This window comes from Chromohalobacter moromii (assembly GCF_023091865.1).
GTDB lineage: Bacteria > Pseudomonadota > Gammaproteobacteria > Pseudomonadales > Halomonadaceae > Chromohalobacter > Chromohalobacter moromii.
Genome location: NZ_JAHXDI010000003.1, coordinates 589,584 through 603,212 on the forward strand (window position 1 = coordinate 589,584; position 13,629 = coordinate 603,212).

General features: G+C 61.9%; 14 protein-coding genes. 4 read left to right on the forward strand and 10 right to left on the reverse strand.

The genetic code is table 11. The features are described 5' to 3' along the window. Positions 1-791 precede the first annotated feature (791 nt). From KZO83_RS12810 to dksA, 3 genes are all read right to left on the reverse strand, one after another. Positions 792-2,156, reverse strand: a complete 1,365-nt coding sequence (locus KZO83_RS12810) for a sigma-54-dependent transcriptional regulator (RefSeq protein WP_247621073.1) — start codon at positions 2,154-2,156, stop codon at positions 792-794. A gap of 172 nt (positions 2,157-2,328) precedes the next feature. Further along, positions 2,329-3,204, reverse strand: a complete 876-nt coding sequence (gene gluQRS, locus KZO83_RS12815) for a tRNA glutamyl-Q(34) synthetase GluQRS (protein ID WP_247621074.1) — start codon at positions 3,202-3,204, stop codon at positions 2,329-2,331. 71 nt (positions 3,205-3,275) lie between these two features. Next, complete coding sequence (gene dksA / locus KZO83_RS12820; protein ID WP_040239883.1) at positions 3,276-3,713, reverse strand: RNA polymerase-binding protein DksA; 438 nt, start codon at positions 3,711-3,713, stop codon at positions 3,276-3,278. Between the two features lie 247 nt (positions 3,714-3,960). Here dksA and sfsA point away from each other — a divergent pair, with 247 nt between their 5' ends. Further along, positions 3,961-4,707, forward strand: coding sequence for a DNA/RNA nuclease SfsA (gene sfsA, locus KZO83_RS12825; RefSeq protein WP_247621075.1), 747 nt, complete (start codon positions 3,961-3,963; stop codon positions 4,705-4,707). A gap of 1 nt (position 4,708) precedes the next feature. On the opposite strand, the gene metW is transcribed toward sfsA, so the two are convergent. Genes metW through KZO83_RS12850 form a run of 5 tightly spaced genes read right to left on the reverse strand, consistent with a single transcriptional unit; the run spans position 4,709 to position 8,736 of the window. Next, positions 4,709-5,308: a methionine biosynthesis protein MetW gene (gene metW / locus KZO83_RS12830; protein ID WP_040239876.1), complete on the reverse strand. Its 600-nt coding sequence runs from the start codon at positions 5,306-5,308 to the stop codon at positions 4,709-4,711. Continuing rightward, positions 5,308-6,468, reverse strand: a complete 1,161-nt coding sequence (gene metX, locus KZO83_RS12835) for a homoserine O-succinyltransferase MetX (protein WP_075369187.1) — start codon at positions 6,466-6,468, stop codon at positions 5,308-5,310. The genes metW and metX overlap by 1 nt, the downstream gene beginning before the upstream one ends. Before the next feature lie 60 nt (positions 6,469-6,528). Further along, on the reverse strand, positions 6,529-7,119 hold the full coding sequence (locus tag KZO83_RS12840) for a YggT family protein (RefSeq protein WP_247621076.1): 591 nt from the start codon (positions 7,117-7,119) through the stop codon (positions 6,529-6,531). 34 nt (positions 7,120-7,153) lie between these two features. Next, a complete protein-coding gene (gene proC / locus KZO83_RS12845; protein ID WP_040239869.1) occupies positions 7,154-7,978 on the reverse strand; it encodes a pyrroline-5-carboxylate reductase in 825 nt (274 codons plus the stop codon). Between the two features lie 50 nt (positions 7,979-8,028). Then, complete coding sequence (locus KZO83_RS12850) at positions 8,029-8,736, reverse strand: YggS family pyridoxal phosphate-dependent enzyme (RefSeq protein ID WP_247621077.1); 708 nt, start codon at positions 8,734-8,736, stop codon at positions 8,029-8,031. Between the two features lie 34 nt (positions 8,737-8,770). Here KZO83_RS12850 and KZO83_RS12855 point away from each other — a divergent pair, with 34 nt between their 5' ends. Both KZO83_RS12855 and KZO83_RS12860 read left to right on the forward strand, forming a co-directional pair. Then, a complete protein-coding gene (locus tag KZO83_RS12855) occupies positions 8,771-9,811 on the forward strand; it encodes a type IV pilus twitching motility protein PilT (RefSeq protein ID WP_247621078.1) in 1,041 nt (346 codons plus the stop codon). 37 nt (positions 9,812-9,848) lie between these two features. Further along, positions 9,849-10,991 (forward strand): PilT/PilU family type 4a pilus ATPase, encoded by a 1,143-nt coding sequence (locus tag KZO83_RS12860; RefSeq protein ID WP_247621079.1) that lies wholly within the window; start codon positions 9,849-9,851, stop codon positions 10,989-10,991. Between the two features lie 4 nt (positions 10,992-10,995). Here the strand turns inward: KZO83_RS12860 and KZO83_RS12865 are convergent, their stop codons facing one another. Continuing rightward, on the reverse strand, positions 10,996-12,111 hold the full coding sequence (locus tag KZO83_RS12865; RefSeq protein WP_247621080.1) for an anhydro-N-acetylmuramic acid kinase: 1,116 nt from the start codon (positions 12,109-12,111) through the stop codon (positions 10,996-10,998). Between the two features lie 99 nt (positions 12,112-12,210). Here KZO83_RS12865 and tyrS point away from each other — a divergent pair, with 99 nt between their 5' ends. Continuing rightward, complete coding sequence (tyrS, locus tag KZO83_RS12870; protein ID WP_247621081.1) at positions 12,211-13,407, forward strand: tyrosine--tRNA ligase; 1,197 nt, start codon at positions 12,211-12,213, stop codon at positions 13,405-13,407. On the opposite strand, the gene KZO83_RS12875 is transcribed toward tyrS, so the two are convergent. Further along, a partial coding sequence (locus tag KZO83_RS12875) for a hypothetical protein (protein ID WP_247621082.1) occupies positions 13,383-13,629 on the reverse strand: 247 nt, incomplete at its 5' end. The genes tyrS and KZO83_RS12875 overlap by 25 nt on opposite strands.

Consider the following 13,629-nt stretch of genomic DNA (forward strand, 5'->3'; position numbering starts at 1 on the left):
CTTAAGAAAGAGGTGGAAATGCATGGCATTAGAAAGGGGAGACCCGATGGGCCTCCCCTAAGTATGCTGTGCAACGTCCTTGCTGCTGTTTCTTCTTCGTGATGGCGCATCGCCTTGAATACGCACCACAGTCACCAATGAAATTCGGCGGACAAGCAGTGTTCTTGTTGTTGTGACTCTTCCCGCGTGGTGACCACCTCGTATTCAAAACAATAATCCAACCACGACGACATCGTTTCTCCCGACGTTTTGTTGTTGTTGTCGGGATGCTTCGAGCGAAGGCATTGTTCTTGTTGGGCCTCGCATGAAGCGTCGCGTCCTGGTTCGGTTCCGGATCTCGACCATCTTGTTGTTGTTGGCGGTCGACTCGCATTGCGTCTCGTATTTTTTTGTTGGCGATTCGCTTGCGATGTTCCAGCTCGACGTTGTTGTGTTTGTTGTTGCCGATGTCGGGCTGAGCACCTGGGACGTACGTTATTGTCGTTGTTCGTGCGCCACGGGCGTCCGGCTGTTGTTTTTCTTGATCTATATGTTGCAGTGGCCGTGCCACCATTTGTTTTTTTCTTTTAAATCAATGTTTTATGGTTTTTTGTGAAAGTTCCCTGCGTTTCGAAAGAGCCTGGTGTTACCGAATTTGCCGCATAACGGGGCATCTCTTGTGTGGGATGGTAACAACTGGTGCATCGGCCTCGTCCCAATGGCGCATAGGGTCTCTAAAAAGGGCGAGAAATGCGCTTAGACCATAGTCGCGACAGGGGGCAAAAGGCGCTCGGCGTTGGCATTAAGCGGTCTCACGCTAGACGGCGGGCGTTTTTCTTGCGTGGAATGCCCAGGCGCTGGCGGCGCTCCCACAGGCACTTGCGGCTGATGCCCAGCTTCTGGGCCAGCTCGGTTTCACTCATCTGCGCCTGATGCTCGAGGACGAAATGCTGGAAGTAGTCTTCTAGGGAAAGGTCGTCGTCGAGCACGTCTTCCTCCTCGGGGGCGGCGGAAGGCTCGGAAGATGCAGAGACCGGCTCCTGTCTGCGTTCCAGTGGGAGGCCGAGGTCGTCGGGGTGGATAAGATGGCCCTCGGCGAGGATGACCCCGCGCTCCAGGGCGTTCTCCAGCTCACGCACATTGCCTGGCCAGGCGTAACCGAGAATGTCGCGGCGTGCGGCGCGCGATAAGCGCAATCCCGGTCGTGCATGGCGAGTGCAAGCACGCTCGAGAAGAACTTGGGCAATGGAGAGAATATCGTCGTCACGTTCGCGAAGCGGTGGCAGCTCGATCTGCATGACATTGAGACGATAGTAGAGATCGAGCCTGAATTCGCCGCTGCGTGATAACGAGTGCAAGTCACGATGCGTTGCCGCGATCAGACGCACATCGACGTAACGCGTTTCAACCGAGCCGATACGCCGAATCTCGCCTTCCTGAAGCACTCGCAACAGACGGGCCTGAGCGTCCAGAGGCAGCTCGCCGATCTCATCGAGGAAGAGCGTGCCGCCATCGGCGGCTTCGACCAGGCCGGTGCGCGCGCTGTTGGCGCCTGTGAAAGCGCCCTTTTCGTGACCGAAGAGTTCGGATTCGATCAGGGTTTCGGGAATCGCGGCGCAGTTGACGCAGATCAGCGGTGCCTTGGTGCGACGGCTCTGGCGATGCAGGGCACGCGCGACCAGCTCCTTGCCGGTGCCGGACTCCCCCTGCACGAGCACGGTCACGTCGGCGGGGGCCGTCTTGCGGATGCGTTCGTAGACGCGCTGCATGGCGATGCACTCGCCGATCATGCCGCGGGGAACACCGCTAGGGGTGGCGATTTCCTGGGGCGCTGGGCGTGACAACACGCGTGATACGGTCGCCAGGACGTCATCTTCATCGACGGGTTTGGCGATACAGTCAACGGCACCTTCCTTGAGCGCGACTACAGCCTTGCGCAGGCTGGCGTGGTCGGTCATGACCAAGACTGGCGTTGGGGCGCTCAGCGCGAGCATCTGGGTGCCGTCTTCTCCCACCAGGCGCAGATCGCAGACCACCAGGTCGAAGGTCTGCGGAGCCAGCGCTTGGGCAGCGTCGAGCGATGTGGCGGTCGCGACGTTGTACGCTTGACGCTCGAGCAGGTCCTTCAGGGCCTGACGCGGCGTGTCTTCGTTTTCGACGATCAGGATTCGGCTCATGGGCCTCATGGTCGCGTGAATGCATGGAGAGTGGCCGGACGTCGGCTCATACGGTGTTCGGTTGGCTTGTATCCTGACGCCTGCCGGCTGGGCGAATCAAGCCAAGAGGTGTGCGACCATGGCATGACAAGAGCGCTGTCGAGGCATCGGGTGTACGTGCGGAGGTGGGCGCTCAGTGCTCGTTCGCTGCCATGTGGCGCAGGCGTTCCGGGCGCCAGGCGGAGATTGCTGAATCGAGCTGATCGGCTACGCAGGCATGCGCCATCTCGCGTGGCGGTTGTTGCCCGAGGCGCTGCAAAGCATGGTGCAGGGTGTGGCGGATGCCAGCTTCATCGGTCGGTAGCGCGGGGGCAAGGTTCTGCTTGGAGAGCTTCTGGCCATTATCGCCGAGCACCAAGGGAAGGTGTAAGTAACGCGGCACCGGGCATTCCAGTGCGTCCTGCAACTGACGCTGCCAGGGGGTGTTGTCGAGTAGGTCGGCACCGCGCACTACATCGGATACGCCTTGGTCGGCGTCATCGACGACCACCGCGAGCTGATAGGCCCAAAGGTCGTCCTTGCGCTTGAGGACCACGTCGCCCAACTCGGTGGGATCGAAGCGCTGGTGACCCAGGCGTCGGTCCTCCCATTCGATGGGACGCCGGCCAAGATCGCTGCGCAGTCGCCAGGCTAGGGGGCGCTCGGGATTCAGCGGTCCGTGCCGGCACCAACCGGGATAGATGGCATATTCGCGCCATTCCTTGCGCGAACAGCTGCATGGGTAGGCAAGCCCTAGCGCGGCAAGGCGTTCGAGCGCTGCCTGGTAAGCGGCGTGACGCTCGTTCTGATGGCGTACGGGGCCATCCCATTTCAGACCGAAGGCTTCCAACTGGCGGAGAATGGTATCGGCGGCGCCAGTGGGGCAGCGTGGCGGATCGATATCCTCGATACGCACGAGCCAGCGCCCCTTGGCGTGGCGCGCGTCGAGAAAGCTCGCCAGGGCCGCCAACAGTGATCCCAGGTGCAGGGGCCCTGAGGGTGTCGGTGCGAAGCGACCGGTGTACGCCATGTCACACGTTACCTACGCAATGGCAAACGGGCACCCGTAGGTGCCCGTTGAAGGGGTGTTCAGGGACGATTTCAACCGCCGAGTTGCTTTTCCTTGAGCTCCGCCAGCGTTTTGCAGTCGACGCAGAGCGTGGCGGTGGGGCGCGCCTCGAGGCGGCGAATGCCGATCTCGACGCCGCAGGCTTCACAGAAGCCATAGTCGTCTTCATCGATATTCTCGATGGTCTCGTTGATCTTCTTGAGGAGCTTGCGCTCGCGGTCACGGGTACGCAATTCCAGGTTGAAGCCTTCTTCCTGGGTGGCACGGTCGGCCGGGTCGGCGAAGTTGTTGGCCTCTTCCTGCAGGTGGCGCACCGTGCGATCCACCTCTTCCATGAGCTCCTGTTTCCAGATGAGCAGGATTTGGCGGAAGTGCGCGAGCTGTTGCTCGTTCATGTATTCTTCACCCGGCGCCGGCTCGTACGGGGTGAATTTTTTCGGCGCTTCCGATTTGATTTCCGCTACTGGCATGGGACTGCCTCATTACGCAAGTGACTTGGGCCGATGCCTGGCCAGGGTAGGGCTTGGGCGCCCGCCCGAAGCCTTGCTTATTTAGCGGAAAAGTTCAGGCTTTGCAACCATTCTCGGCGATAAAATGATGCGTTCCGATCTCGGTCAAAACGCTGGAGCGCGCGCGTTACGCGGCCATACGGCCGCTATCGCGAGAATGTGATTTTTTGTCCCATGGTGTGACGCGTTAGCGACTCAAGAGGGGAAGATGGAATACACGCAACTGACGTCCGGTATTCTGGTGCGTCGCTATAAGCGTTTTCTGGCCGATGTGCGATTGGCGTCAGGCGAAGAAGTGGTCGCGCATTGCCCCAATACCGGCTCCATGCGCGCGGTCAACGTTCCCGGGTGTCGCGTCTGGCTCTCGCCGAGTCATAACCCCGCGCGCAAGCTGGCCTGGACCTGGGAGTGGATCGAACTGCCCATGCCCGGCGCGGAGCCGGCCTTGGTCTCGGTGCACACTGGGCGTGCCAATGCATGGGTCGAGGAAGCCTTGAGTGCTGGGTGTATTGCCGAGCTGGCGGGGTATACGACGCTCAAGCGGGAGGCGAAGGTCGAAGGCGCACGGCTCGATTTTCGCCTCACCGAGGCACGGCAAACGACCCATGTCGAAGTCAAACAGGTGACGCTACGTGAGGACGATGGCCATGGCTATTTCCCTGACTCGGTCAGCGAGCGTGGCCGGCGGCATCTGGAGAGCCTGGCAGCGCGGGTCGCACTGGGCGAGCGCGCGGTGCTTCTGTTTTGCGTGGCTCACACCGGGATCGATACCGTGGCACCGGCCGCGCACCTCGACCCTGGCTATGCCGAAACGCTACGTCGCGTCGCCGCACAAGGCGTTGAGGTGCTGGCGTATGGCGTCAGCGTCACCCGGAACACGGCCGGCGTACCTTGCCAGGCGATGTTGACCCGGCGGCTACCGGTAGATCTCGCGCGGCAGCCGCCGAACGTTTGAGTCAGCGTGAGGCGCGGGTGACGCGAAAGATTGCTGTTTCCCCGCACAGATTAGGCCACAGCCGCGAGCTCCAATGTGGCTCGTGGTCGCCGTTGCCGACGCGCTGATCGACGATGGTCAGGCCCTTGTCGCGGCACAGCTGGCCGAAGTCGCGAAACGTCGATAAGTGGATGTTGGGTGTGTCGTACCAAGCATGGGGGAGCGACTTGGACACCGGCATGCGACCCTGAAAGCCGAGATACAAGCGGTGGCGCCAGTAGGCGAAGTTGGGGAAAGCGATGATGCATTCGCGGCCCACGCGCAGCATTTCGTCGAGGGTGCGGTCTGGGCGCTGCAACGCCTGAAGTGCTTGAGTCATGATTACCAGATCATAGGCGTCATCCTCGACGTTGCTCAGCCCGTCGTCTATGTCATGCTCGATGACGCTGACGCCGCGTTCGATGCAAGCGGTGATGCCGTCGGGGTCGATCTCCAGGCCATAGCCGACGACCTGCTTGTCACGTGCCAGGGCGGCAAGCAATGCGCCGTCGCCGCAACCTAGGTCGAGCACGCGCGCGCCTTGCGGAACCCAGTCATGGATCAATTTGAGATCGGCGCGCATCAGGTCGTCTCCTCGAGCTGCAGGTCGCGGGCGGCGCGACGCATGAAGCCGCCGAACACCGCTTCGTAACGCGGATGGGGTAGCAAGAATGCATCGTGGCCATGCGGTGAGTCGATGCTGGCGTAGCTGACGGTCTTGTCGGCGCGCATCAGGGCATCGACAAGCTCCCGTGAACGCGGCGGTGCGAAGCGCCAGTCGGTAGTGAAGCTGACCACCAGGAACGGGCATTGCGCAGGTGCCAGCGCCGTCGCCAGGTCGCCGCCGTGCAGCGCGGCCGGGTCGAAATAATCCAGCGCCTTGGTCATCAGCAAATACGTATTGGCATCGAAGCTGGTGGAAAACGTATCGCCCTGATGGCGCAGATACGATTCGACCTGGAACTCCACGTCATAGCCGAAGTTGAGCTGATCGGTACGCAGGTCGCGGCCGAACTTGGCCCCCATCGAATGTTCGGACAGATAGGTAATATGGCCGATCATGCGGGCTAGCTTGAGCCCGCGTTTGGGCACTGTGCCGTGCTCCTCATACCAGCCGTCGTGGAAGTCGGGGTCCGAGCGAATCGCCTGGCGGGCGACCTCGTTGAAGGCGATGTTCTGCGCCGAGAGGCGCGGCGTGGCGGCGATGACCACGGCGTTGGCGATGCGCTCGGGATATGCCATCGTCCATTGCAATACCTGCATGCCGCCGAGGCTGCCGCCGACCACGGCGGCGAAGCGTTCGATGCCCAGCCGATCGGCCAGGCGTGCCTGGCTATGTACCCAGTCAGCCACCGTCAGAACCGGGAATTCCGGCCCCCAGGCGCGCTGGGTCTCGGGGTTGGTCGAGGCAGGGCCGGTACTGCCGTGGCAGCCGCCGAGGTTGTTGATCGAAACGACGAAGAAGCGCTCGGTATCGATCGCCTTGCCGGGGCCGATATACGCGTCCCACCAGCCGGGCTTGCGATCTTCCATGTCATGGAAGCCGGCGGCGTGGTGATGACCGGACAGCGCATGGCAGATCAGCACCGCGTTATTGCGTTCGGCGTTGAGCGTGCCATACGTCTCATACACCAGCGTGTAGTCGGACAGCGTCTTGCCGCCGGCCAGTGCCAGCGGGGTATCGAAGTGCGCCGTTTGTGGCGTGACCAGACCGACCGAGTCGGGAGGTAGCGTATCGGGCATCGTGTGTATCGGTTTCCGTGTCCAGCGTGGGGCGCGCGACGGCGCCAGGGTCGTGAATGTTCAGAAGCCTACCAGCATGCCGGGCAATCCCGCCGCACGGGCGAGGGCGCCGACGACGAGGCTATCGACCAGGTTGATGGCGATGAACACCACGATGGGCGACAAGTCGATCATGCCCAGCGGGGGGATGACCTTACGTACCGGCGCCATGATCGGCTCGACCAATTGATGCACGAGAATAGCACCGGGATGGCTGGCCTGAGGCGCCACCCAGCTGAGAATGATCATGATGATCAGGGCAAAGAAATAGATGTCGAGAATGGCGCTCAACACCCCGGCCAGTGCCGCCACCAACACGCCCTGAATCGGCGGCATGCCGATGCCGGCGAGCTTGAGCAGCACGAAGATGGTGATGCCCTTGATCAGCAAGCCCGCGACCAGCGAGGCGGGATCGAAGCGTCCACGCGGACGGAAGATGCGCTGCAACGGTGCGACCACCGGGCGCGTGGCCTTGATCACCGCCTGGCTGACGGGGTTGTAATAATCGGCGCGCGAAAACTGCAGCAGAAAGCGCAGCATCAAGACGAACAGATACACATTGATTAGCGTGTTGACCAGCATCAAGCCGGCGCTTCCCATTTGGCTGCCCATGGGGCTCCTCCGTGTCGAAAGGGTGAGGGGAAATTCAGTCGCGGCTCAGTTCGTCGGCCAGTTCTCGGGCGCGGGTTGCGCAGGCTTGCGTGGCGTTTTCGAAAAGCTGACGCAGGCCGTCGTCCTCGAAGCTATTGATGGCGCGTTCGGTGGTGCCGTTGGGCGAGGTCACGCGGCGGCGCAATTCGGCTGGCTCGAATTCGCTTTCGCGGGCCATGCTGGCCGCGCCGTAGGCGGTTTGCAAGGCCAGACGACGGGCACTATCGGCAGGCAAACCGAGCTTCTTGCCGGCGTCTTCGAGCGCTTCCATGATCAGGAAAAAATACGCGGGTCCGCTACCCGACACGGCAGTGACTGCCTCGAGAAGTGCCTCGTCGGCGACCCATTCCACGAGTCCCACGGCTTCCAGCAGCGAGGTGGCCAACTGTTTCTGCTGCTCGCTGACGCGGGCGTTGGCGTAGAGCCCCGAGGCGCCCTGACCGACCAGGCTGGGGGTGTTGGGCATGCAGCGGATCACGGCCATGTCGCCGCCCAGCCAGGTATCCAGCGTTTCGGCACTCAAGCCGGCGGCCACGGAGACGATCAGTGGGCGTTGACGCTGTACGCTATCGCGCAATTCGTGACATACCTCGCGCATGACCTGTGGCTTGACGGCCAGGACCACGACATCCGCGTGCTCGACGGCCGCGTTGTTGTCGGAGGTGGTGTGGACGCCGTAGCGCGACGCGAGTGCGTCGAGTGTCTGGGCGCCGCGCGCGGTGGCGGTGATGGCTTCGGCGGGATAGCCGCCTTCGATCATGCCGCCGAAAATGGCGCTGGCCATGTTCCCGGCGCCGATGAATGTGACTTGGCTTGTCATGGGGTCTCCTGAAGTTTCGCGGCGAAACAATGGGGTTAGGGGCAAGGCGATCAAGGGCGCGGCGCGCGTTGCCCGAAAATGGCCGTGCCCAGGCGGACCAAGGTGGCACCTTCGAGGACGGCAGCCTCGAGGTCGCCGCTCATGCCCATCGATAAGGTATCTAAAGGGGCCTGTGGATGTCGCTGGCGGAGCGTTTCGAGCAAGGCGCGCAGCTCGGCGAAGGGGCGCCGTTGCGTCGCTGGGTCATCACTCGGTGCAGGCAGTGTCATCAACCCGCGTAGCCGTAGGCGTGGCAGCGCCACCACGGCATCGGCCAGTTCCGGCAAGGCCTCGGGCGCCACACCTGACTTGCTGGCTTCGCCACTGACGTTGACTTGCAGGCAAACGTTCAGCGGTTCCAACGCTGCCGGGCGCTGCGCATCGAGGCGTGTGGCGATGCGTGCGCGGTCGATGGTGTGCACCCACTGGAAGTGCTCGGCCACCGCTCGGGTCTTATTGGATTGCAAAGGACCGATGAAATGCCAGACGATACTCTCGAGATCGTCCAGCGAGGCCTGTTTGTCGAGCGCTTCCTGAAGATAGTTCTCGCCGAATGCGCGTTGCCCCGCAGCGAAGGCTTGGCGCACGCTCGCCGCGGGTTGCGTCTTGCTCACGGCCAATAGGCAGGCGCCCTCGTCGCCACGCCCCGCGCTCGCCAGGGCGTGGGACAAACGCTGGCGAGCGCGTTCGAGGGATTCGGCGATGGTGACATCTGGCATACTGGGAAACCCTGTCCGCGAGCGAGAGAAATGCATGGATATTATCGAATTGCTGGCGTTCTCGGCAAAACAGAAGGCGTCCGATCTGCATCTGTCCGCCGGTTTGCCGCCAATGATTCGCGTCGACGGCGACATTCGTCGGCTCAACGTGCCGCCGATCGAGGATCGTGACGTTCGCAAGTTGATCTACGCGATCATGAACGATCAGCAGCGCCGCGACTATGAAGAGGCGCTCGAGCATGATTTCTCGTTCGAGGTGCCGGGCGTGGCGCGCTTTCGCGTCAACGTCTTCCATCAAGGGCGCGGTGCGGGCGCCGTCTTTCGCACCATTCCCAGCGAGGTGCTCACCCTCGATGATCTGGATCTGGGCGAGGTGTTTCGACGCTTGGCTTCGCTGCCGCGCGGGCTGGTGCTGGTGACGGGGCCGACCGGGTCGGGCAAGAGTACGACCTTGGCGGCGATGATCGATTACGTCAACGAAAACTATTATCAGCATGTGCTGACCATCGAGGACCCGGTGGAGTTCGTGCATCGCAGCAAGCGCAGTCTCGTCAACCAGCGCGAGTTGCACCGCGACACGCGAAGTTTCGCGACGGCCTTGCGCTCGGCGCTGCGCGAGGATCCGGACGTGATTCTGGTCGGTGAGTTGCGCGATCTGGAAACCATCCGCTTGGCGCTGACCGCCGCCGAAACCGGGCATCTGGTGTTCGGCACCTTGCACACCACGTCGGCGGCCAAGACCGTGGATCGCATCATCGATGTATTTCCGGGCGACGAGAAAAGCATGGTGCGTTCGATGTTGTCCGAGTCGCTGCAGGGGGTCATATCGCAGGTGTTGCTCAAACGTGAAGGCGGCGGGCGCGTGGCGGCCCATGAGATCCTGGTGGCCAGTGCGGCGGTACGTAACCTGATCCGTGAGAACAAGCTGGCGCAGATGTATTCCTCGATCCAGACCGGCGGTAGCCTGGGTATGCAGACGCTGGATGCGGCGCTTTCGCGTCTGGTGGCGCAAGGCGTCGTCTCGCGCGCCGAGGCACAGGCGAAGGCGAAGGATGGGCGCGTGCTGGGCGTGTAAGCCGGGCATAATCGACAGTCGCGAAGGAGAACGCGAGATGACGCCATACGAGTGGCTGACGCAACTGCTGGATATCATGCTCGACAAGCAGGCCTCCGACCTGCTGGTTTCCACCGGGGCGCCGCCGAGTCTCAAGATCGATGGCGAGCTGGTCACGCTGGGCGAGCAGGCGATGTCGGTATCGCAGGTGCGTGAGCTCGTCTCGGCGGCGCTGCCCCATGGGGTGGGGGAGCGTTTCGAGGCCGAACGCGAGGCCAATTTTGCGCTTAGCATGCAGGGCAAGGGGCGTTTTCGTGTAAGTGCCTTCTATCAGCGCAGCCAGATGGCGATGGTCGTGCGTCGCATCGCCTTCGACATTCCCGACTTGGCGAGCCTGGCGTTGCCGGATGCCTTGAGCGAGCTGGTCAATCGCAAGCGCGGCCTAGTGTTCATCGTCGGTGGTACGGGCAGTGGCAAGTCAACCACGCTGGCGTCGATGATCCAGCACCGCAATCAGACGACCGGCGGGCATGTCATTAGCATTGAAGATCCCATCGAGTACATTCATCCGCATGGTCGGGCGATCATCAATCAGCGTGAGGTGGGCATCGATACCGAGTCTTTCGAGGTGGCGCTCAAGAATGCGCTGCGTCAGGCGCCCGATGTCATCATGATCGGCGAGGTTCGCTCGCGCGAGATCATGGAGCAGGCGTTGACGTTTGCCGAGACCGGTCATCTGTGTCTGGCGACGCTGCATGCCAACAACGCCAATCAGGCGCTGGAGCGGATTCAGCATTTCTTTCCCAGCGAGCGCCACGAACAAGTCTGGATGGATCTGTCGCTCAATTTGCAGGCCATCGTCGCCCAGCGTTTGTTGCCGCGTGAGGATGGCGGTGGGCGCTGTGCGGCGGTCGAGGTGATGCTGCGCTCGCCGCTGGTCAGTGACCTGATCCGCAAGGGGGCTATTCACGACCTCAAAGAGGTCATGCAACGCTCCCACGACCAGGGCATGCAGACCTTCGATCAGGCGCTATACGCGCTCTATCGGCAAGGGCGCATCAGCGAAAAGATGGCATTGGTGCATGCCGACTCCGCCAACGATCTGCGGTTACGCATCGATTACGGGGATGCCGATAGTCCGCAACTGGCGCGGGCCAGCGATGCCGCCGAGCGTTTTACTCTGAAAGGTGACGATGAGTGAGCCTTCACGGTGCATAGAGACCGCCCAGCACGCGGGGGCCACGGGCTCCGGTAACCTCGGGGAGGTTCCCGGGGCGCTGCATGAGGCGCTGATGAGCGAGCCAAGCGAAGGCACCGGCTTCCAACCAGTCCGCTGACCAGCCAAAACGCTCGCAGGGCGTCAGCGGGATCTCCGGCACGTGCCGGCGTAGACGCGCCAACAGGTCTGCGTTGTGGGCGCCGCCCCCGCAGGGAATGAGTGCATCGCAATTCCCGTCCGAACGCTCTCCGCCTTGGGTAATCGCCATAGCGATGCTGGCGGCGGTCAGTTCTGCGAGCGTCGCCTGGACGTCTCGGGGGGCTTCGTCACCCATCAGATGCGTCGCCAACCAGTCGAGATGAAAATGCTCACGTCCAGTGCTCTTGGGCGGAGGGCGTCGGAAGTAGGGATCATCGAGGAGGCGAGAGAGCAAGGCCTCGTCGACGCGGCCACCGGCGGCCCAAGCGCCACCGGTGTCGTAGGCGTGGCCCAGATGGCGCTGACACCAGGCATCCATCAGCATATTGGCGGGGCCGGTGTCGAAGCCGAGCACGGGCGTGGAAGTGTCGCTCGGCGGAAGACGCGTGAGGTTGGCGATGCCACCGAGATTGAGGATCAAGCGCGTATGCTCGGGTGAAGTAAAAAGCGCGGCATGAAAGGCCGGCGCGAGCGGCGCGGCTTGCCCACCGGCGGCCATATCGCGGCGCCTAAAATCGCCGACCACTGCGCAACCGGTCAGCTCAGCGAGCAGGCTGGGGTTGTCGAGCTGATAGGTGTGCGGCGGGACGCCCTCGGGGGCGTGTTCGATGGTTTGCCCGTGGCTACCGACGGCCGCGATGTCACTAGGTGAGGTATCGGTCTCAGCGAGTAGGCGGTTGACCGCCTCGGCTTGGTGTTCGCAGAACGCGGTCTCGAGCCGGGCCAGCTCGCCGAAGGACGTGTTGCGGGCGAGACATAAGGCCAGTAAATCCTCGCGCAGTGTTGCGGGAAAGGCCACCCCAGTGGCACCCAGCCACTCGGGGCGGCCGTCGCCACAACGCACTAGGGCGGCGTCGATGCCGTCCAAGCTAGTACCAGACATCAGGCCAATATAAAGGGGCATGTTCATCTCCATGTACCGTGGCGCTCAACCGCCGTCGATGAGTCATGCTAACATTCCCCGTTATTGCCCAAGTCACCCCATTTGCGGAGAAAGGATACGATGACCGACGTCGCCGATGCGCTGGCGCTGCTCAAGCGTGGCACCCATGAAATCCTACTGGAAGACGAGTTGGTAAAGAAGCTCGAGTCCGGGCGTAAACTGCGTATCAAGGCGGGGTTCGATCCTACCGCACCGGATCTTCACCTGGGGCATAGCGTGTTGCTGACCAAGATGCGTCAGTTTCAGGAATTGGGCCACCAGGTCGTCTTCCTGATCGGCGACTTCACTGGTCGTATCGGTGATCCCACGGGCAAGAATGTGACCCGCAAGCCGCTGACCGAAGAGGAGGTCAAGGCCAATGCGGAGACCTATAAAGAGCAGGTGTTCAAGGTCCTCGACCCGGCGCTGACGGAAGTACGCTTCAACGCTGAGTGGATGAGCCAGCTTTCGGCGGCTGACATGATCGAGCTGGCGGCGCAGTCTACCGTGGCACGCATGCTGGAGCGTGACGATTTCGAGAAGCGTTATACGGCCAACCAGTCGATCTCGATTCATGAGTTCCTGTATCCGCTGGTTCAGGGATATGACTCCGTCGCGCTGGAAGCCGACGTCGAGCTGGGCGGCACCGATCAGAAGTTCAATCTGCTAATGGGACGCGAGCTCCAGAAGCATTTCGGCCAAGCGCCGCAGGTGGTCATGACCATGCCACTGCTGGAAGGGCTGGACGGTGTGCAGAAAATGTCCAAGTCGTTGGGCAACTATGTGGGCGTCGACGATACGCCGGGCGTGATGTTCAACAAGCTGGTGTCGATGCCCGATAGCCTGATGTGGCGTTACTTCGAGCTGCTGTCGCTCAAGTCCAACGAGGACATCGAAGCCATTCGTCAGTCGATCGAGTCCGGGGCCAATCCGCGTGATATCAAGATGGAGCTGGCGCGCGAACTGATCGGGCGCTATCACGGTGATGAAGCTGCCGCCAATGCGCACAAGTCGGCGGGCAATCAATTGGCGGAAGGCGAGCTGCCCGAGGACCTTCCGGAGGTCGAGGTGATTTTCGAAGGCGAGCAGGCGCCGATTGCGGCGGTGCTCAACCGTTCAGGGCTGGCCAACAATAGTGCCCAGGCCAAGGACATGCTGGGCAATGGTCGCGTCAAGGTCGATGGCGATGTCGTGGCACGCGATCATATGCTTGCCACTGGTCGAAACTATGTTATTCAGGCGGGTAAGAAGCGTTACGCGCGGGTGGTGTTGAAGTAGGAGTGAGCGCCATGTTTCATCTTTGTAAAAAACCCCTTGCGTTCGCGACGGTGGATCCGTAAAGTACGCATCCGCTGCCGGCGACGGACCTCGTGGCCAGCGGTGGAAGGGTAGCGCAAGTGGCTGACTTGCTTGAGAATTTCAAGCCTTCGGGTGGCTTTCTCGCTTGACAGTGACGCCAGTTTCGGTAAAATGCGCCGCACCTCGAAAGGCCTCTGATAT

Excerpts from the sequence above, each read along its gene's own strand:
- KZO83_RS12860 (WP_247621079.1), top strand. The coding sequence starts at position 9,849 with ATGACGCCATACGAGTGGCTGACGCAACTGCTGGATATCATGCTCGAC.
- sfsA (WP_247621075.1), top strand. The coding sequence starts at position 3,961 with ATGGAATACACGCAACTGACGTCCGGTATTCTGGTGCGTCGCTATAAG.
- tyrS (WP_247621081.1), top strand. The coding sequence starts at position 12,211 with ATGACCGACGTCGCCGATGCGCTGGCGCTGCTCAAGCGTGGCACCCAT.
- KZO83_RS12840 (WP_247621076.1), bottom strand. The coding sequence starts at position 7,119 with ATGGGCAGCCAAATGGGAAGCGCCGGCTTGATGCTGGTCAACACGCTA.
- KZO83_RS12810 (WP_247621073.1), bottom strand. The coding sequence starts at position 2,156 with ATGAGCCGAATCCTGATCGTCGAAAACGAAGACACGCCGCGTCAGGCC.
- gluQRS (WP_247621074.1), bottom strand. The coding sequence starts at position 3,204 with ATGGCGTACACCGGTCGCTTCGCACCGACACCCTCAGGGCCCCTGCAC.
- metW (WP_040239876.1), bottom strand. The coding sequence starts at position 5,308 with ATGCGCGCCGATCTCAAATTGATCCATGACTGGGTTCCGCAAGGCGCG.
- dksA (WP_040239883.1), bottom strand. The coding sequence starts at position 3,713 with ATGCCAGTAGCGGAAATCAAATCGGAAGCGCCGAAAAAATTCACCCCG.
- KZO83_RS12855 (WP_247621078.1), top strand. The coding sequence starts at position 8,771 with ATGGATATTATCGAATTGCTGGCGTTCTCGGCAAAACAGAAGGCGTCC.
- proC (WP_040239869.1), bottom strand. The coding sequence starts at position 7,978 with ATGACAAGCCAAGTCACATTCATCGGCGCCGGGAACATGGCCAGCGCC.
- KZO83_RS12850 (WP_247621077.1), bottom strand. The coding sequence starts at position 8,736 with ATGCCAGATGTCACCATCGCCGAATCCCTCGAACGCGCTCGCCAGCGT.
- metX (WP_075369187.1), bottom strand. The coding sequence starts at position 6,468 with ATGCCCGATACGCTACCTCCCGACTCGGTCGGTCTGGTCACGCCACAA.
- KZO83_RS12865 (WP_247621080.1), bottom strand. The coding sequence starts at position 12,111 with ATGCCCCTTTATATTGGCCTGATGTCTGGTACTAGCTTGGACGGCATC.